The sequence below is a fragment of the Comamonas sp. FG99 genome, from assembly GCF_057808605.1.
Map to the genome: position 1 here is coordinate 103,917 of NZ_JBMDII010000003.1, position 17,808 is coordinate 121,724.

At 69.6% G+C, this 17,808-nt stretch carries 18 protein-coding genes and 3 pseudogenes; 14 read left to right on the top strand and 7 right to left on the bottom strand.

The window, feature by feature from the left end:
* Nucleotides 1-197 precede the first annotated feature (197 nt).
* The 9 genes and pseudogenes from ACODRX_RS03225 to ACODRX_RS03265 form a co-directional block, all read left to right on the top strand.
* Nucleotides 198-773, top strand: a complete 576-nt coding sequence (locus ACODRX_RS03225) for a bactofilin family protein (RefSeq protein ID WP_488869604.1) — start codon at nt 198-200, stop codon at nt 771-773.
* A 156-nt stretch (nt 774-929) separates the two neighbouring features.
* On the top strand, nt 930-1,676 hold the full coding sequence (locus tag ACODRX_RS03230; protein WP_488869605.1) for a GntR family transcriptional regulator: 747 nt from the start codon (nt 930-932) through the stop codon (nt 1,674-1,676).
* Between the two features lie 22 nt (nt 1,677-1,698).
* A complete protein-coding gene (locus ACODRX_RS03235; protein ID WP_488869606.1) occupies nt 1,699-2,382 on the top strand; it encodes a dienelactone hydrolase family protein in 684 nt (227 codons plus the stop codon).
* Between the two features lie 7 nt (nt 2,383-2,389).
* The gene (locus tag ACODRX_RS03240; RefSeq protein ID WP_488869607.1) at nt 2,390-3,139 is read left to right on the top strand and encodes an SDR family NAD(P)-dependent oxidoreductase; all 750 of its coding nucleotides are present in this window, start codon (nt 2,390-2,392) and stop codon (nt 3,137-3,139) included.
* 34 nt (nt 3,140-3,173) lie between these two features.
* Nucleotides 3,174-4,154 carry a Bug family tripartite tricarboxylate transporter substrate binding protein gene (locus tag ACODRX_RS03245; protein ID WP_488869608.1) on the top strand — a complete coding sequence of 327 codons (981 nt, stop codon included), beginning with the start codon at nt 3,174-3,176 and terminating at the stop codon, nt 4,152-4,154.
* 142 nt (nt 4,155-4,296) lie between these two features.
* Complete coding sequence (locus ACODRX_RS03250; RefSeq protein ID WP_488869702.1) at nt 4,297-5,238, top strand: Bug family tripartite tricarboxylate transporter substrate binding protein; 942 nt, start codon at nt 4,297-4,299, stop codon at nt 5,236-5,238.
* Nucleotides 5,239-5,275: 37 nt separating this feature from the next.
* Nucleotides 5,276-5,476: pseudogene (locus ACODRX_RS03255) on the top strand (tripartite tricarboxylate transporter substrate binding protein); the annotation flags it as partial.
* Nucleotides 5,477-5,746: 270 nt separating this feature from the next.
* Nucleotides 5,747-6,103 (top strand): annotated as a pseudogene (locus ACODRX_RS03260) (tripartite tricarboxylate transporter substrate-binding protein); the annotation flags it as partial.
* A gap of 275 nt (nt 6,104-6,378) precedes the next feature.
* Nucleotides 6,379-6,798 (top strand): annotated as a pseudogene (locus tag ACODRX_RS03265) (tripartite tricarboxylate transporter substrate-binding protein); the annotation flags it as partial.
* A 3-nt stretch (nt 6,799-6,801) separates the two neighbouring features.
* Here ACODRX_RS03265 and ACODRX_RS03270 read toward each other — a convergent pair.
* Nucleotides 6,802-7,221, bottom strand: coding sequence for an acyl-CoA thioesterase (locus ACODRX_RS03270; RefSeq protein ID WP_488869609.1), 420 nt, complete (start codon nt 7,219-7,221; stop codon nt 6,802-6,804).
* Between the two features lie 51 nt (nt 7,222-7,272).
* Here ACODRX_RS03270 and ACODRX_RS03275 point away from each other — a divergent pair, with 51 nt between their 5' ends.
* Entirely contained in the window at nt 7,273-9,093 is a 1,821-nt protein-coding gene (locus ACODRX_RS03275) for an ABCB family ABC transporter ATP-binding protein/permease (protein WP_488869610.1), read from the top strand.
* A 33-nt stretch (nt 9,094-9,126) separates the two neighbouring features.
* Here ACODRX_RS03275 and ACODRX_RS03280 read toward each other — a convergent pair whose 3' ends face one another.
* The gene (locus ACODRX_RS03280; protein ID WP_488869611.1) at nt 9,127-9,576 is read right to left on the bottom strand and encodes a polyhydroxyalkanoate granule-associated phasin; all 450 of its coding nucleotides are present in this window, start codon (nt 9,574-9,576) and stop codon (nt 9,127-9,129) included.
* Between the two features lie 192 nt (nt 9,577-9,768).
* Between ACODRX_RS03280 and ACODRX_RS03285 the strand changes: the two genes are divergently transcribed.
* Genes ACODRX_RS03285 through ACODRX_RS03295 form a run of 3 tightly spaced genes read left to right on the top strand, consistent with a single transcriptional unit; the run spans nt 9,769 to nt 11,599 of the window.
* Nucleotides 9,769-10,527, top strand: coding sequence for a class II aldolase/adducin family protein (locus ACODRX_RS03285; protein ID WP_488869612.1), 759 nt, complete (start codon nt 9,769-9,771; stop codon nt 10,525-10,527).
* On the top strand, nt 10,445-10,765 hold the full coding sequence (locus ACODRX_RS03290) for a 4-oxalocrotonate tautomerase (protein ID WP_488869613.1): 321 nt from the start codon (nt 10,445-10,447) through the stop codon (nt 10,763-10,765). Before ACODRX_RS03285 ends, ACODRX_RS03290 begins: the two co-directional genes overlap by 83 nt.
* The gene (locus ACODRX_RS03295) at nt 10,766-11,599 is read left to right on the top strand and encodes a creatininase family protein (RefSeq protein WP_488869614.1); all 834 of its coding nucleotides are present in this window, start codon (nt 10,766-10,768) and stop codon (nt 11,597-11,599) included.
* Between the two features lie 65 nt (nt 11,600-11,664).
* On the opposite strand, the gene ACODRX_RS03300 is transcribed toward ACODRX_RS03295, so the two are convergent.
* The 5 genes from ACODRX_RS03300 to ACODRX_RS03320 form a co-directional block, all read right to left on the bottom strand.
* On the bottom strand, nt 11,665-12,648 hold the full coding sequence (locus ACODRX_RS03300; RefSeq protein WP_488869615.1) for a threonine dehydratase: 984 nt from the start codon (nt 12,646-12,648) through the stop codon (nt 11,665-11,667).
* Complete coding sequence (locus tag ACODRX_RS03305) at nt 12,645-13,580, bottom strand: PhzF family phenazine biosynthesis protein (RefSeq protein ID WP_488869616.1); 936 nt, start codon at nt 13,578-13,580, stop codon at nt 12,645-12,647. The genes ACODRX_RS03300 and ACODRX_RS03305 overlap by 4 nt, the downstream gene beginning before the upstream one ends.
* A gap of 66 nt (nt 13,581-13,646) precedes the next feature.
* The gene (locus ACODRX_RS03310) at nt 13,647-14,288 is read right to left on the bottom strand and encodes a glutathione S-transferase (protein WP_488869617.1); all 642 of its coding nucleotides are present in this window, start codon (nt 14,286-14,288) and stop codon (nt 13,647-13,649) included.
* Nucleotides 14,289-14,369: 81 nt separating this feature from the next.
* Nucleotides 14,370-15,557: an aminotransferase-like domain-containing protein gene (locus tag ACODRX_RS03315; RefSeq protein WP_488869618.1), complete on the bottom strand. Its 1,188-nt coding sequence runs from the start codon at nt 15,555-15,557 to the stop codon at nt 14,370-14,372.
* Between the two features lie 69 nt (nt 15,558-15,626).
* On the bottom strand, nt 15,627-16,226 hold the full coding sequence (locus tag ACODRX_RS03320; protein ID WP_488869619.1) for a LysE family translocator: 600 nt from the start codon (nt 16,224-16,226) through the stop codon (nt 15,627-15,629).
* Between the two features lie 111 nt (nt 16,227-16,337).
* Here ACODRX_RS03320 and ACODRX_RS03325 point away from each other — a divergent pair, with 111 nt between their 5' ends.
* Complete coding sequence (locus tag ACODRX_RS03325; RefSeq protein ID WP_488869620.1) at nt 16,338-17,801, top strand: aminotransferase-like domain-containing protein; 1,464 nt, start codon at nt 16,338-16,340, stop codon at nt 17,799-17,801.
* Nucleotides 17,802-17,808 lie beyond the last annotated feature (7 nt).

Genomic DNA, 17,808 nt, shown 5'->3' on the forward strand with positions numbered 1-17,808 from the left:
GCCGTGCTTCTTGGCAAGACGCCAGGATATGGCGAAATGACCTTTGTTTGCAAAAGTGTGCTTTGTACTGATAATGAAAATATTGATAGCAGCCGATCTCTGCCGGTGCTTTTGTTACCAGCCTTTTCAAATGCGACAGAGTGACCAGGCGCGGATTGGCTAGCATGCGATTTTTAACCCCCCAGGAGAACGAACCGATGGCTGTGCAAAATCCCTTCTTTGGCGGGCGGCGCGAGAGCGACGCCGGCGCCTCCAAGTTTTTGGGCGCTGCCCCGGCTTCGGCCTCGGGCGGCACCCTGCCCAGCACAGCCGCCGGGTCGGCCAGCTCGGTTCTGGGCGGCGCGATCAACACCCCCAAGAGCGCCGAGGCCGCCGAGGCGCCGGCCGCCGAGTCGAGTGGCAGCAAGCTCACCGTCGGGCCCAACATCAAGCTCAAGGGCGTGGAGATCACCGATTGCGACACCCTGGTGGTGGAGGGCACGGTCGAGGCCACGATGAATTCGCGCGTGATCCAGATCGCCGCGCAGGGCGCGTTCCGCGGCTCGGCCGAGATCGACATCGCCGAAATCCATGGCGAGTTCGAGGGCAACCTGACGGTGCGCGACAAGCTGGTGATCTTTGGCTCGGGCCGCGTGCACGGCAAGATCCGCTACGGCAAGGTCATCATCGAGGAGGGCGGCCAGATCACCGGCGAGATCGAATGCTCGGCCAGCGGCCGCGCCGCCGGCAGCAGGCCCGCGGCCGACAAGGCCGAGGCGGCCAGCATCGTATAGCCGCGGGCATCGGCCCAGCCAGTGCGCCGTGCTCCGCGGCGCCCACCGAGTCTCCAAAAAGGCATGGCGCCCAGCGCCATGCCTTTTTTGCTGCGGCTCCGGGTTTGTGGGTATGTTGCTGAATTAAGTTATATCTTATTATTTAAATTAGAACCTATGCCGAACACCAGCCATCCCCCCCGTGCCCACGAGCCGCTGTACCGCAAGGTCTGCGCCGCGCTGCTGGAGCAGATCCGCCAGGGCCAGTGGCCCGTGGGCGCGGTGCTGCCCAAGGAGCTGGACCTGGCCAAGCTGCTGGGTGTGAGCCGCATCACGCTGCGCCAGGCGCTCGACATTCTGGAAAAGGGCGGCGTGGTGCAACGCGTGCGCCGCCTGGGCACCCGGGTGGTGGCGCAGGAGATGGCCCAGCGCTACGTGCAGCAGATGGATGGGCTCGACAGCATCCTGCGGCTCGCGGGGCAGACCGCGTTGCGCGTGCGCCGCATCCAGACCCTGGCCGGCGAGCCGGACGAGGGCCTGCAGGGCATGGCCTGCGCCACCGGCCACTGGATGGCGATCGAGGGCGTGCGCCACCTGCAGGGGCAAAGCGAGCTGTCGAGCTGGACCACGGTTTACCTGGACAACAAATATGCCGGTATCGCGCCGCTGCTCGACCAGGAGGTCGATTCGGTGCTGGAGCTGATCGAGCGCGTCTACGGCGTCAAGGTGCACAGCATCCGCCACCGCATCGGCGCCTGTGCGCTGGCCGCGCCCATCGCCCGGGTGCTGGGGCTGCCGGCCGGCGCGCCGGGGCTGGAGGTGCAGGCCTGGCTGTATGCCGGCGACGGCGCGCTGATCGAGTACGTGCGCTCGATCCACAACCCGGCGCTGATCAGCATCGAACTCACGAGTACCGCTTCCTGAGCTTTTTTGGAGATAGACCGCAATGAACATGATCCCCCTGCGCGCCGACGACGGCTTCGCGCTGCCTGCGCTGCATGTGCCCAGCCGCCTCGGCACCGCCCGCCCCCTGGTGCTGATCCAGGAGATCTTCGGCATCAACGCCGCCATGCGGGCGGCCGCGGCCGCCTGGGCCGAGCTGGGCTTCGAGGTGCTGTGCCCCGACCTGTTCTCGCGCCAGCAGGCCGGCGTCGAGCTCGACCCGGCGCAGCCCGGGCAGTTCCAGCAAGGCGTGGCGCTGATGCAGGCCATGGACCAGGAGCGCGCGGTGCGCGATCTCGACGCGGCGCGCCAGTGGTTCGTGCAGCAGGGCCGGGGCGATGCCGTGGGCGCGCTGGGCTACTGCCTGGGCGGCCGCCTGGCGGTGATGATGGCCATGTCCACGCCGATCGCGGCCGCGGTGAGCTACTACGGCGTCGGCCTCGAAGGACTGATCCCTGCGCAGCGCACCGGCATGGCGCCCTGCCTGCTGCACATCGCCGAGCGCGACGTGTTCGTGCCGCCCGAGGCGCGCGCCACCATCCTGGCGCATGCGGCGCGGCAAGAGCGCATGCCGGCGCATGTCTATCCCGGCTGCGACCATGCCTTCGCGCGCCCGGGCGGCGAGCACTTCGAGGCCGCCGCCGCGCAGCTGGCGCAGCAGCGCACGCTCGACTTCCTGCAAGCCTGAGGGCTGCATGTCGTTCGCCGGCAAGGTGGTGGCGGTCACGGGCGCGGCCCAGGGCATAGGCCTGGCGATCGCGCGGCGCTTCGCGGCTGCGCAGGCGCGGGTGGCGCTGATCGATCTCGACGCGGCCCGGCTGCAGCAGGCAGTGCAGGCGCTGTGCGCCCAAGGCGGCGAGGCGATCGGACTGGCGGCCGACGTGGCCGATGCGCAGGCGATGGAAGGCGTTGCCGCGCAGCTGCAGCAGCAGGCCGGCCCCTGCGATGTGCTGGTCTGCAATGCCGGCGTCTTGCTGCGTGGCAGCCTCGACGATGCCGGCGCGCTGCAGCGCTGGCGGCGCACCATGGGGGTGAACCTGGACGGCTGCTTTCACGCCGCCTACGCCTTTGCCGGGCAGCTGCGCGCGCGCCGCGGCTGCATCGTCAACATCGCCTCCATCCACGCCTTCGTGGCGGTGCGCAATTCGGTGGCCTATACCGCGTCCAAGGGCGGGGTCAAGCAGCTGACGCAGGCGCTGGCACTGGAGCTGGGCCCGCAGGGCGTGCGGGTGAATGCGGTGGCGCCCGGCATCACCGCCACCGAGATGACCGCCGGCCTGCGCGCGAATCCCGAGGCGCTGGCCGCCTTCCTCGCGCGCATGCCCCTGCAGTGCACGGTGCAGCCCGACGACGTGGCCTGCGCGGTGGAATTCCTGGCCTCGCCGGCGGCCGCCTGCATCACCGGCGCCACGCTGCCGGTCGACGGCGGCTACTGCGCCACCTGATGAAGTTCCTTGGTTCTTTTTGCTGGAGTCCGACATGAGCACTCGCCGCCATTTCCTCACCGCCGCCGCCGCTGCCTCGGCAAGCCTGCTGGCGCCCCAGGCCCGGGCGCAGCACCTGAAGGCGACCAAGGTCGTCGTCGGCTTCGCGCCGGGCGGCACCACCGACCTGGTGGCGCGCCGCATCGCCGAGAAGCTGGGCGGCGGCTTTGCCGCTGCCGCCATCGTCGAGAACCGGCCCGGCGCGGGTGGCCAGATCGCCTGCATCGCCGCCAAGAGCGCGCCGGCCGACGGCCAGGTGCTGCTGTGCACGCCGTACTCGTGCATGGTGATCTACCCCTTCGTCTACAAGAAGCTGGGCTACGACCCGGTGGCCGACTTCGCCCCGGTGGGAATCGCCGCGACCACCTCGCAGGCCATGGCCGTGGGCCCGATGGTGCCGGCCGCGGTGAAGACCGTCTCCGACTACCTGGACTGGGTGCGCGCCCATCCGCAGTACACCGGCTACGGATCGCCGGCGCCGGGCTCGACCTCGCACTTCCTCGGCGCGCTGCTGGGCATGGAGGCCAGGCTGCCGCTGGTGCAGGTGCCCTACCGCGGCGCGGTGCCGGGCATAGCCGACCTGATCGCGGGGCAGATTCCGGTGATGTTCACCACCACCGGCGACCTGCTGGCGCACTACAAGGCCGGCAAGCTGCGCCTGCTGGCCACGTCGGCGCCGCGCCGCACGCCGTTCACGCCCGGCGTGCCCACCTTCGCGGAGCAGGGCTTTCCCGGCCTGAGCAGCGAGGAATGGTTCGGCTTCTACGCGCCGGCGCGCACGCCCGCCGCGGTGCTGCAGGCCGCCAATGGCGCGATGCGGCAGGCGCTGCAGCAGCCCTCGGTGATCGAATCGCTGGGGCAGATGGGGCTGATCGCCGCTGCCTCGTCGCCGGCCGAGATGGCCGAGTCGCAGCGTGCCCAGACCGAGCACTGGGGGCCGCTGGTCAAGAAGATCGGCTTCACCGCCGAGTCGTGACCGGCAGCAGGCGCTTTACCGCGGCCGAAGCGCCGGTTTTCCAAGTACGAAGCATCTCTACAGCCTAACCCTAGGCGCCGGGCGGCGGCGACCCCGTATGGTGTTGCCTGCTTTGACTCGAACAGGAGACTTCATGAAACGCATGATCTGGGCCGCATGCCTGGCCCTGCAGGGCGTGGCCACCGCGGCCATGGCCGCGTGGCCCGAACGGCCGATCACCGTGGTGGTGCCCGCGGCGGCGGGCGGCACCACCGACATCGCGGCGCGCGTACTGGCCGAGAAGATGGGGCGCGACCTTGGCACCTCCATTGTGGTCGAGAACAAGGGCGGTGGCGGCGGCAGCATCGGCACCTCGCTGGTGGCGCGGGCCAAGCCTGACGGCTATACCCTGCTGATGGGCAACATCGGCCCGGTGGCGATCAACTTCAGCCTCTACAAGCACCTGAGCTACAAGGAGAGCGACCTGCGCGGCATCACCAACGTGATCTCGGTGCCCAACATCCTGGTGGTGAATGCGAACTCGCCGGTCAAGAGCGTGGCGGAGTTGGTGGCGCTGGCGAAGACGCGGCCGCTGACCGCGGCCACCTCCGGCGTAGGCCAGTCGCCGCACATGTCCACCGAGATGTTCCGCCAGAAGGCGGACATCGACGTGACCCTGGTGCCGCACAGCGGCGCCGCGCCCGCGGTGACCGCGCTGCTTGGCTCGCAGGTGGACTTCATGATCGACAACCTGCCCAGCTCCATGCCGCACATCAAGTCGGGCAAGTTCCGCGCGCTGGCCATCACCAGCAAGGACCGCGCCGCGCAGCTGCCCGAGGTGCCGACGATGGCCCAGGCCGGCATTCCGATGCAGGTGACCGCCTGGTTCGGCCTGCTGGCGCCGGCGGGCACGCCGGATGCGGTGGTCGAGCAGCTGCAGCAGTCCGCGCGCAAGGCCATGCTCACGCCCGAGCTGCGCCAGCGCTTTGCCGACCTGGGCGGCGTGCCCGGCGGCGAGACGCCCGCCGAGTACGACGCCTTCATCGCGCAAGAGCGCAAAAGCTGGGCGCAGATCGTGAAAGCGGCCGGGCTGTCGCTCGAATGACCCCCCATCCATCCACCAGAATCCAGGAGGCCTTTCCATGTACCCATCCCACTTGCGCCGTGCGCTGCTTTCCTGCCTGGCGCTGGCCGGCGCCGCCGTGCTGGCCCCCACGGCCCAGGCCGCGGACTGGCCCGACAAGCCGATCCAGCTGGTGATCCCGTACCCGCCGGGCGGCAGCGCCGACCTGCTGGGCCGCCCGCTGGCGCTGCAGCTGCAGCAGCAGCTCAAGCAATCAGTGTAGGGCCTGCCCGCCCCCAGAATGGGAGTGCGAAGGATGAATGCCGGGATGCAGCGCTAGGCGCGGTGCCCAGCCAATAGCCGTAGCTATTGGTTGGGTGCCGTAACAACGCGATGCACCCGGCATTCGTCCTTCCCTTCGGGTTGCCCCGCCCTGGGGCGCCTGCTTTGTCGCTCGGCATCCCCAATAGCTGCGGCTATTGGGAATACCAAGCTTCGCGCATCCATCCCCACGGCGGGGCAACGCAGCTCCCATTCTGGGGGCGGGCAGGCCCTGGAGTACAAGCCCGGCGCGGGCGGCACGCTGGCCTCGCAGTACCTGGCGCGGGCCAGGCCCGACGGCTATACCTTCCTGATGGTGCTGGCTGCGCATGCGATCAACGACAGCCTGTACCCCAAGCTGCCCTACGACACGCGCAAGGACTTCGCGCCCGTCTCGCTGGTGGCGACGCTGCCCATGGTGGTGGCGGGCAGCGCCAAGCTGCCGGCCAGGAACATCCCCGAGCTGATCCAGGCGGCCAAGGCGGCGCCGGGCAAGCTCACCTTCGGCTCGGCGGGCAACGGCAACACCGGGCACCTGGCGGCCGAGTATTTCAGCAGCATGGCCGGCATCCAGATGACCCACGTACCTTCAAGAACCTGTTAGCGGTCTCTACGGTGCCGCGCCATTGCCTTTGCGGGATGGGACGCAAGGCGCGATACCGCAGCCATAGCCCAGCTATGGCGAGGATTCGCAACGCAGCAGACCGCCCGCAAAGGCCCTGGCCCTCCGGGTTGGGGCGCAATCGGGCGATTGCTTCGCGCTGCGCCTTGCATGCACACTAGTGCATGCTGCGCCACATCGACTCGCACTCATCCCGATTGCGAACCAACGCGGCAGCGTAGAGGCCGCTAACAGGTTCTCGGGGCAGCGCCGGCGTGGTCAACGCCATGCTGGCGGGCGACATCGACCTCACCTTCGACAGCATCTCCACCTCGATGCCGCATATCCGCAACGGCCGCATGCATGCGCTGGCGGTGACCAGCCCCCAGCGCTCGGCGCTGGCGCCCGAGGTGCCGACCATCCAGGAGCAGGGCGTCGCCGGCTTCGACGTCACGGGCTGGTACGCCATCATCGCGCCGGCGGCAACGCCGCTGGCCATCCGGCAAAAACTCAGCGAGGAGATCGCCGCCGCGCTCAAGCAGCCCGCGATGCAAGCGCAGATGGCCGCCGGCGGCTATGACCCGGTCGGCTCCACGCCGCAGGCGCTGCAGTCGCACATCGACAGCGAGATCGTGCGCTGGGCCAAGGTGGTCAAGGCCACCGGGGCCAAGGTGGACTGATGCTCAGGCGCCGCAGTTGAGCGGCGGCACCTTGCGCGGCTGGCCGTAGTCGTCGATGGCCACGTAGGTGGCGGTGGCCTGCGTCACCAGCACGTATTCGCCGGGCATGGACAGGCGCTCGGCAATCGCCTCGACTTCCACGGTCATCGAGCTGGTTCCCACGCGCGCGAGCTTGGCGTAGAACGAGACGATGTCGCCCACGCGCACCGGCTGCCTGAAGACGAACTCCTTCACCGCAACCGTGGCGATCCTGCCGCTGGCATGGCGCGCCGGCAGCACCGCGCCGGCCAGGTCGAACTGCGACATCACCCAGCCGCCGAAGATGTCGCCGTTGGCATTGCAGTCGCCGGGCATGGGGATGACGCGCAGCACCAGCTCCTTGTCGGCGGGCAGTTCGGCGGAGGTGATTCGGGGGCTATGCATGGTTATGGGGGGCACAATGGCAGAGTTCTTGCAAAACCACCATTGTCCCCGATGCGACGCTTTCCCGACGCCATGCCCGCCACCCCCGCCATGGCAGCCCCTTCGCGCGACGGCGCGGCCTTGAAGCGCCTGCTGCCCTATCTCTGGCAGTACAAGTGGCGCGTCATCGCGGCGCTGCTGTTCATGGTGGGCGCCAAGCTCGCCAACGTGGGCGTGCCGGTGCTGCTGGGGCGCATCGTCGATGCGCTCGGCATACCGGCCGGCAGCCCGAAGGCGCTGCTGCTGGTGCCCGCCGGCCTGCTGCTGGCCTATGGCGGGCTGCGCCTGGTGACTTCGCTGTGCTCGGAGCTGCGCGAGCTGGTGTTCGCCAAGGCCACGCAGGGCGCGGCGCGCAGCATCGCGCTGCAGACCTTCGAGCACCTGCACGGCATGAGCCTGCGCTTTCACCTGGAGCGCCAGACCGGCGGCATGACGCGCGACATCGAGCGCGGCGTGCGCGGCGTGGAGTCGCTGATCTCCTTCTCGCTCTACAGCATCATCCCCACGCTGATCGAGCTGGCGCTGGTGCTCGGCATCCTGGCCGTGCGCTACGACCTGTGGTTCGCGCTCATCACCGGCGCCGCGCTGGTGGTCTACATCGGCTTCACCGTATCGGTCACGCAGTGGCGCACGCGCTTTCGGCGCGAGGCGAACGTGCTCGATTCGTCGGCCCATTCCAAGGCCATCGATTCGCTGCTGAACTACGAAACCGTCAAGTACTTCAACAACGAGGCCTTCGAGGCCCGGCGCTACGACGAAGACCTGGAGCGCCTGCGCCTGGCCCGCCTCAAGAGCCAGAGCAGCCTGAGCCTGCTCAACAGCGGCCAGCAGCTCATCATCGCGCTGGCGCTGGTGGCCATGCTGTGGCGCGCGACCCAGGGCGTGGTGGCCGGCCAGCTCACGCTCGGTGACCTGGTGATGGTCAACGCCTTCATGATCCAGCTCTACCTGCCGCTGAACTTCCTGGGCACGCTGTACCGCGAGATCCGCCAGAGCCTGACCGACCTGGACCGCATGTTCACGCTGATGGACACCGAGCGCGAGATCGCCGACGCGCCCGGCGCGCTGCCGCTGGCGCTGCGGGGCGAGCCGGAGGTGCGCTTCGAGGACGTGCACTTTGCCTATGACCCGGCGCGGCCCATCCTGCAGGGCGTGTCCTTGGCCATTCCGGCGGGCAAGACCGTCGCGGTGGTCGGCCCGTCGGGCGCGGGCAAGTCCACGCTGGCGCGGCTGCTGTTCCGCTTCTACGATGTGCAGCAGGGGCGCATCACCATCGCCGGTCAGGACATCCGCGGCCTCACCCAGCACAGCCTGCGCCAGGCCATCGGCATCGTGCCGCAGGACACGGTGCTGTTCAACGACACGGTGGAATACAACATCGCCTACGGCCGCCCCGGCGCATCGCATGCCGAGGTGGTGGCGGCCGCGCAGGCCGCGCGCATCCACGACATGGTGATGGCCACGCCCGGTGGCTACGCCACCCGCGTGGGCGAGCGCGGGCTCAAGCTCTCGGGCGGCGAGAAGCAGCGCGTGGCCATCGCCCGCACCCTGCTCAAGAACCCGCCCATCCTGATCTTCGACGAGGCCACCTCGGCGCTCGATTCGGCCAATGAACGCGCCATCCAGCGCGAGCTGCGCAGCGCCGCCGCCGGCAAGACCACGCTGGTGATCGCGCACCGGCTGTCCACCGTCGTCGATGCGCACGAGATCCTGGTGATGGACGCGGGCCGCATCGTCGAGCGCGGCACCCATGCGCAGCTGCTCGCGCAGGACGGCCGCTATGCGCGCATGTGGGCGCTGCAGCGCAGCGAAAAGGATGAAAAAGGCAGCTAGCGCCTGTCCATAAAGCGCTAGCAGCTATCTTTTTTAGCTATGCTCGCGCGAACCGCTGCGCGACAGGCGCTTGGCATTGCTCACCGCCTTGGCATGCACCGGCGACAGGCCGGCATGCAGCACCTCGGTGACCGCGCGCATCTGCTGCTTGGCCAGCTTCTGCGAGGCCGAGCCCAGCGCGAACGGCGCGAACGGGTTCTGCAGCGTGGGCGCCATCAGGGGGGCGAAGCTCATCTTGGCGGCGGTTTGCCAGTACGAGGTCATCGCCTGGCCCCACATCGCGGCCCAGGATTCGTAGAAGGCCACCACCTTCTCGTTGCCCATGCGCATGAATTCCTGCTGGTCGCGCGCCGACGGGCTGGCGCCTGCCGCCATCATGCGGCTGACCCGCTGGGCCACTACCTGGGGCGCGGCCCAGGAGAGCTCCAGACTCTTGGCGGCCAGCGACTGGGCGCTGGAATGGCGGCGGCGGGAGATGGACATGACGGACTTTCCTTGCGAAAAACTCAGGCTCGATTTTAAAGAAACCGGTTTCCAATAGCTGGGCTAAATTACTCGGAAAAATTCAACAATGCTTGTAGGCGGCGGCGCTGCGGATAACTGAAATGCCGGCCTGCGCGCTGCCGGCCATGTCAGAATCGCGGCAAACCCCTTGCTTGCCTCAGCCGATCCGCCATGACCGCCTCCCGCCCCGAACGACCGCCGCGCACCGAGCGCCAGGTGCGCACCGACCTGGCCGCCGCGTACCGCATGGCCGCCGCGAACGGCTGGGACGACACCATCTACACCCACCTGTCGGCCAGCGTGCCCGGCGAGCCCGGGCATTACCTGATCAATCCCTTCGGCGCGAGCTTCGACGAGATCACCGCCTCGTCGCTGGTCAAGGTCAATGTCGCGGGGCAGGTGGTCGACGGCTCGGGCGCCCGGGTCAACCCCAGCGGCTTCGCCATCCACGGTGCCGTGCATGCGGCGCGCCCCGAGGTGGAATGCGTGATCCACCTGCACACGCCCTGGGGCGTGGCGCTGGCCATGCTGCCGCAGGGCTTGCAGCCGACCTCGCAATGGGCGATGCGGCTGTATGGCCGGCTGGGGCGCCATGCCTACGAAGGGCTGGCGCTGGGGCAGGACGAACAACGCCGCCTGGTGGCCGCGCTGGGCTGCCTCGACGGGCTGTTGCTGGAAAACCACGGTCCGCTGGTGGTGGGCCGCAGCGTGGCCGAGGCCTGGATGCTGATGCACCTACTCGAGCGCGCCGCCCAGGCACAGCTGCGCGCCATGGCGGCCACCGGCGGCCAGCTGCTGCTCGCCTCGCCCGAGCTGGCCGCGCTGACCTACCGCCAGTGGGTGGGCGATGGCAGCGAATGGGACGGTGACCTGGAATGGCCGGCGCTGCTGCGCCGGCTCGAGCGCGCATCCCCCGACTACCGCAACTGAATTTTTGAAACGGAGAACCTGCATGCCAACCATTCGCGTAGAACTGTTCGAAGGCCGTACCGTGGAGCAAAAGCGCGCGCTCGCCCAGGCCCTGACCGAAGCCACCGTGCGCACGCTGGGCGGCTCGCCCGATGGCGTGGACATCCTGTTCTTCGACGTGCCGCGCCACGACTGGGCCACCGGCGGCCGGCTGTGGAGCGACCGCGAGGCGCAGCAACAACAGCAACAGCAGCAATAGATGAACGCCAGCGCCTGGTCTTCGCGCTGGTGGCAGGACATCAGCACCCGCGAGTTCGCCGCGGGCCAGGCCTCGGGCCTGGCCGCGCGCAGCCTGGCGGTGCTGCCGGTGGCGGCCATCGAGCAGCACGGGCCGCACCTGCCGGTGTCGGTGGATGCGACGCTGGTCGACGGCATCGTGCGCGCGGCGCTGCCGCTGCTGCCGCCCGATGCGCCGGTGCTGGCGCTGCCCACGCAGGCCGTGGGCCTGAGCACCGAGCACCTGAGCTTTCCCGGCACCATCAGCCTGCCGCCCGCGCTCATCATCGAGCTGTGGAGCGCGCTGGGCGAAGCCGTGGCGCGCGCCGGCATCCGCAAGCTGCTGCTGTTCAATGCCCATGGCGGCCAGGTCAGCGTGATGGACATCGTCGCGCGCGAGCTGCGCATGCGCCACGGGCTGCTGGTCTACGGCAGCAGCTGGGGCAGCCTGCCGCTGCCGCCCGAGGTCACTGGCCTGTTCAGCGCCGAAGAGCACCGCTTCGGCATCCACGGCGGCGAGATCGAGACCTCGATGATGCTGCACCTCGCGCCGCAGCAGGTGCAGATGGCGCATGCGGGGTGCTTTCACTCCAGCTCGCAGGACCGCGCGGCGCGCTTCGCGATCCTGGGCAACGGCAAGAGCGCCAAGATGGGCTGGGCGATCGAGGACTACAACCCCTGCGGCGCGGTTGGCAACGCGGCCGCGGCCACGGCCGAGAAGGGCGCGGCCCTGGTGGATGCGGCCGCCCGGGGGCTGGCCGAGCTGCTGGCCGAGCTGCTGCAGCTGGCCTGGGCGCCGGGGGCGGCTCGGCCCTAGATCGAGCCCGGTGGCCGAGCCTGCTCGCCCGAGTCCACCCCCTGCCGACCGACCGGTACTGATGCTCAGCCTGCCGCGCCCTGCAGCACGCGGGCAAAGACTGCCGCATCCACATTGCCGCCGGTCAGCGGCAGGCCGACCACCTGGCCCTGCAGGGCGGCGCGCTCCTGCAGCGCGGCGGCAAGCGCGGCGGCGCCCGCGCCTTCGGCGGTATTGTGGGTGTCGGTGAACAGCAGGCGCATGGCCTGGCCCACCGCGGCGTCGTCCACGGCCACGATGCGCTCCAGGTGCCGCCGCAGCACCGCGAGCGCGCCGGCATCGGCCTGGCGCACCGCCAGGCCATCGGCGATTTGGGTGCTGGCGGGGGCCTCCACCACGCGGCCGGCGACCAGCGAGTCGCGGTAGGTGGTGGCATGGCTGCTGACCACGCCGACGATGCGCACCGGGTGCCCCAGCGCCAGCTTGGCGGCTATCGCCGCGCAGGCACCCGAGCCCATGCCTATGGGCACGTAGGCCACGTCCATGCGTGGCACGGCGCGCAGGAACTCCCACCAGTAGGTGGCCACGCCGCGCACCAGGTCCGCGTGGTAGCTGGGCACCATGTGCGCGCCGCGCTCGCCGGCCAGTTGCATGGCGTGTTCGCGCGCGGCCTGGAAGTCGTCGCCGTGCTCGATGAGCTCGGCGCCCAGCGCGCGCATCGCGGCGTTCTTCTCGGTGGAGTTGCCGTGCGGCACGACGATGGTGCAGCGCACGCCGTGGCGGCGCGCGGCCCAGGCGATGCTCTGGCCATGGTTGCCGCGCGTGGCGCTGATCACCTCGTGCGGCAGCGCGTTGCGCGCCGCGAGCTGCGCGAAATAGCTCAGCCCGCCGCGGATCTTGAAGGCGCCCACCGGCGTGTGGTTCTCGTGCTTGAGCCAGCAATCGGTGCCCAGGCGCTCGCTGAGCTGCCCCCAGCGGTACTGCGGTGTGGCGGCGAAGTCCTGGTAGACGGTGTGCGCGGCGGCCTCGATGTCGGCCAGGCCGGGCAGGGTGGGGACGGTCGTGCTCATAGCGTCACTTCTCCTTGGATGCACAGCGACACCTGGCCGCCGACCCAGACCTGGCCCGATGCGTCCTGCTCGATATGCACCAGCCCCTGGCGCCCCAGGGCCACGCCCTGGCTGGCGAGGTAGGGCGCCTGGAGGTGGCCCGCGTCGATCAGCCATTGGGCCAGGCTGGCGTTGAAACTGCCGGTGATCGGGTCCTCGCAGGCAACGGTGGTGGCGTTGAAGAAGGCGCGCACCTCGATGTCGGGCTCGGCCTCCTGCGCGCCGGCCGGCGGCGGGGACTGCATGAAGGCCCGGGCCTCGCGGCTGGAGCGCGCGATCAGGCCCGCCGCCGGCGGGCGCGGGTAGATGGCCGCCAGGCCCACCTCGACCCGCATGGCGTACAGCGCGGCAAAGTCGGGCTGGGCGGCGAACACGCTGTCGGCATCGCGCAGCAGCAGGGCCCAGAAGTTGGGGCCGTTGTCCAGCTGCTGGCAGGCCAGCACCGCCTCGCGCGGCAGCTGCAGCGCCTGCAGCACGGGCAACAGCTGGGTCTCGCTGATGGGCTGGCGCCGGGTGGCGGGCGCGGCAAAGCTCCAGAGGCTTGGCTTCGCCGCCAGCGGCTGCAGTGCCACCAGGCCCTTGGCGCATTGCTGCACCACGCGGCCGGCGCGGGCCGGCTTGCCGCCCGCCGCCAGCCAGGCGTGGCAGCTGCCCAGCGTGGGATGGCCGGCGAAGGGCAGCTCGTTGCTGGGCGTGAAGATGCGCACCCGGTAGTCGGCCCCGGGCACGGTGGGCGGCAGCAGGAAGGTGGTTTCCGACAGGTTGGTCCAGCGGGAGAAGTCCTGCATCTGCGCGTCGCCCAGGCCTTCGCCGTCGAGCACCACCGCGAGCGGGTTGCCCTGGTAGGGCGTGGGCGAGAAAACGTCGACCTGCATGAAGCGGCGTGGGCGCATGGCGGGCTCCGGTGGCTTGGGTTCTGGCGGCTGGTGGTGTTTGTGCGGCAAGTGCTGGCGGATGCTTCAGCTCAATGCCATGTCCAGGATGCCCTGGGCGGCCGGGCGCGCCTGCAGGCTGGCGAACCAGCGCTCCAGGTGGGGCCAGCGCGGGCGCTGGTAGTGCGCGGCGGGCAGGCCGAACCAGCGGTGCGCCTCGCAGGCCAGCGGTATGTCGGCCATGCCGAAGGCATCGCCCAGCATGAAGGCGCGCTCGGCCAGGTGGGCGTCGAGCAGCGCCATCAGCGGCTCGGTGGCGGCCACCGAGGCTTGCAGGCGGGCGGCGTCGCGCTGCCCGGGCGCGGTGCGCACCAGTTGCAGGAAGGCATCGCGGCCGGCCGGGTTGAGCGTGGTCTGCTGCCAGTCCATCCAGCGCTCGGCATCGAAGCGCGTGGCCAGCGGCGCCGGGTAGAGCTGGCCGGGCGAGTAGCGCGCGCACAGGTAGCGCACGATCACGTTCGACTCCCACAGCCGCACCACGAACGGGCCTTCGCCGTCGCGGATGGCGGGCACCAGCGCATTCGGGTTCAGCGCCAGGTAGTCGGCGGTGCGGGTGCCGCCGAACGTACCGCCGGCCTCGATGCGCTCGAAGGCGAGGCCCAGCTCGCGCGCGCACCACACGACCTTGCGCACATTGATCGACGACAAACGTCCCCAGATGGTCAACATGGCGACTCCTTCATTCAATAAAAAACGCTCCAGCGCCCCGCAGGCGGTGGAGCGTTCTCGATGGCGCCGCGGCGCCGGTGCTTACCTGCGGCCCAGCTGCTCGCGCACGGTGGCGGCCAGCGCGGCGATCGCGGTCTCGATCTGCTGCTCGGACGCGGTCACGTACGACAGGCGCATGGTGCGGGTGTCGGGGTTGCTGGCGTAGAAGGCGGCGCCGGGCACATAGGCCACGTTGCGCTCGACCGCGTCGGGCAGCATCTTCACGGTGTCGATGCCCTCGGGCATGCGCAGCCACAGGAACATGCCGCCAACAGGCTTGGTCCAGCGCACGTCCATGCCGGCGAAGTGCTTTTCCAGCGCGGCCAGCATGGCATCGCGCTGCTTCTTGTACAGCGCGCGGATGGTGGGCACGTGGCGGTCCAGGAAGCCATCCTTCAGCACCTCGGCCACCATGCGCTGGTTGAAGCTCGGGGTGTGCAGGTCGGCCGCCTGCTTGGCCTGCAGCAGCTTGGGGTAGATGTGCTTGGGCGCGACGATGTAGCCCAGGCGCAGGCCGGGCGCCAGCACCTTCGAGAACGAGCCCAGGTACAGGCCGCCGTCGGGGTTGCGCGCGGTCAGCGGCTTGGCGGGCTCCTCGTCGTACCACAGGTCGCCATAGGGGTTGTCTTCGAGGATGGGCAGGCCCAGCTTGGCGGCGCGCTCGCTCACGGCCTGGCGGCGGGCGTCGTCCATGGTGCGGCCGGTGGGGTTCTGGAAATTGGGCAGCAGGTAGATGAAGCGGGCCTTGTCGGCGCCTGCGCCGATCTTGCGGTCCAGATCGTCGACGAGCACGCCGCCGTCATCGCTGTCCACGCTGGCCACGCGGGGCTGGTTGGGCGAGAAGGCCTGCAGCGCGCCCAGGTAGGTGGGCGTCTCCACCAGCAGGCGGCTGCCTTCGTCGAGCAGGATCTTGCCGGCGAGGTCGAGCCCCTGCTGCGAGCCGGTGGTGATCAGGATCTGGTCGGGGCTCACATCCCAGGGCAGGAAGCCGGCGATCGCCTCGCGCAGCGGGCCGTAGCCTTCGCTGGCCGCGTACTGCAGCGCGGCGCTGCCGTCTTGCGACAGTACCTTGGCCGCGGCTTCCTGGAACGCGTCGATCGGGAAAGTCTTGGGCGAGGGCAGGCCGCCCGCCAGGCTGATGATGCCGGGCTTCTCGGTGACTTTCAGGATCTCGCGGATCACCGATGGGTTCATGGTGGCGGCGCGTTGGGCCAGGGTCCAGTGGTTCATTGCTTCCTCTTCACTTGGGTGTGGGTGCATTGTGCTATGCGTAATCCGCGATTATCGATCTTTGCCGGGCTAGGCCCGGAGCATCCAGAGTGCCGTCAGCATCAGAAATGCTGCCATCACCCGGTTGAACCAGAGCAGGCGCCGCCCCTGGGACAGCCAGCGGCGCAGCAGCGCGCCCACCGACGCATAGGCGAAATTGCTGGCAAAGGCGTAGGCCGCCATCAGCGGCACCACGATGGCCAGCCGCGCGAGGGCGTTGTCCTGCCCGGCAATCCAGCCAGCCACGATGGTCAGCGCCAGCAGCCAGGCCTTGATGTTGACGAACTGCAGGCCGACCCCTTGCCAGAAGCCGACCAGCTCGGTGGCGCGGCTGCTGTCGGCCAGCCGGCCGCTGCCGCTGAGCCTCAAGGCCAGCCACAGCAGGTAGGCGATGCCCACCGCCTTGAGCGCGGTGCGCAGCACCGGCGCCGCCATCACCAGCGCGCCCACGCCGCTGGCGCACAGCAGCAGCAGGGCCACCCAGCCCACCGGCACCGCCCACACGAAGCGCATGGCAGCCCGAAAGCCCTGGTTGGCCGCGAGCGCGGCCGCCAGCGTGGTGTTCGGGCCGGGGGTAAAGCTCATCGCGGTGGCGAGCACAAAAAAAGCGCTCAGTTCAACGGCAGTCATGGTCGGTTAATATACGAAGAAGACCATTACATCACCAGTACAGATGCTGGCTCACGATCAGCAACTGTATTGGTTGCGATGGCAATACAGCAGCAAACGCAGAAGGCCGCCATGCTCACCCGCGATGCCCACCAGACCCTGACCGAACAGCTCGCCGCCCGCTTCGCCGAGCGCATACGCTCGCGGCTGCTGCCCGCGGGCTCGCGCCTGCCGTCGGTGCGCGCCTGCGCCCGGCAGCAGGGCGTGAGCCCGTATACCGTGGTGGCCGCCTACGACCTGCTGCAGGCCCAGGGCCTGGTCGAGTCGCGCCGCCAGCGCGGCTTTTATGTGCGCGATTTCGTGCAGAAAAGCATGCCCGCGGCCGCCGCGCCCGGAGCTGCCAGAAGCGGGGCCGCCGGATCGCTGCGCGACGCGATGACCGTGCAGCTGCCCATGGCCTCGGCGCGCATCAATGCGGCCTCGCTGATCCGCGGCATGATGCACCCGGCCGCGCACCTGCCGCAGCCGGGCGCCGGCATGTTTCCGCAGGACTGGCTGAAGAACCAGTTCATGGGCTCGGCGCTGCGCAAGGTGGTGTCTTCGCCGGCCGACCTGCAGGCGATCTCGCTGCACTACGGCACGCCCATGGGCGACCCGGGCCTGCGCGAGGCGCTGGCCGAGCGCCTCAAGGGCCTGGGCCTGCCGGTGGACAGCCGCCAGATCATGACCACGGTGGGCGCCACGCATGGGCTGGACATCGTTTGCCGCACCCTGCTCAAGGCGGGCGATGCGGTGATGGTCGAGGAGCCCGGCTGGTCGGTGGAGTTCGCGCGGCTGGCGCTGCTGGGCATGCAGATACTGCCGGTGCCGCGCGGCGAGGGCGGCCCGGATCTGGCCGTGATGCGCCGCTACTGCGAAACCCATGCGCCCAAGCTCTTCGTCAGCGTGAGCGTGCTGCACAACCCCACCAGCTACTGCCTGCACCCGGGCGCCGCGCACCAGGTGCTGCAGCTGGCGCAAAGCCACGGCTTCCATGTGCTGGAGGACGACACCTACAGCCACATCGCGCCCGAGCACAGTACGCGGCTGACGGTGCTCGACGGGCTGTCGCGCAGCATCTACGTGAGCGGCTTTGCCAAGATATTGGCGCCGAACTGGCGCGTGGGCTACCTGGCCGCGGCGCCCGACCTGGTCGAGCGCCTGCTCGACACCAAGCTGCTGTCCACGCTGACCACGCCGGCGCTGATGGAGCGCGCCATGGCCATCTGCCTGGAGAATGGCCAGCTGCGCCGCCACATCGAGCGCGTGCGCGGCCACCTGGTGCAGGCGCGCAAGCGCAGCGTGCAGCTGGCCCAGCACCACGGCTGCCGCTTCGTGACCGAGCCCGCGGGCATGTTCGGCTGGGTGGATACCGGCGTGGACACCGAGGTGCTGGCCCAGCGCCTGCTCGACGAGGACTACCTGATCGCCCCCGGCGCGCTGTTCTTCGCCGGGCGCAAGCCTTCGACGCTGATGCGCATCAACTACGCCTCGTCGCAGGACGCCAGGTTCTGGCAGGCCTACCGGCGCGTGCGCGCGCAGTTTGCGGATGCTTGAATCATTC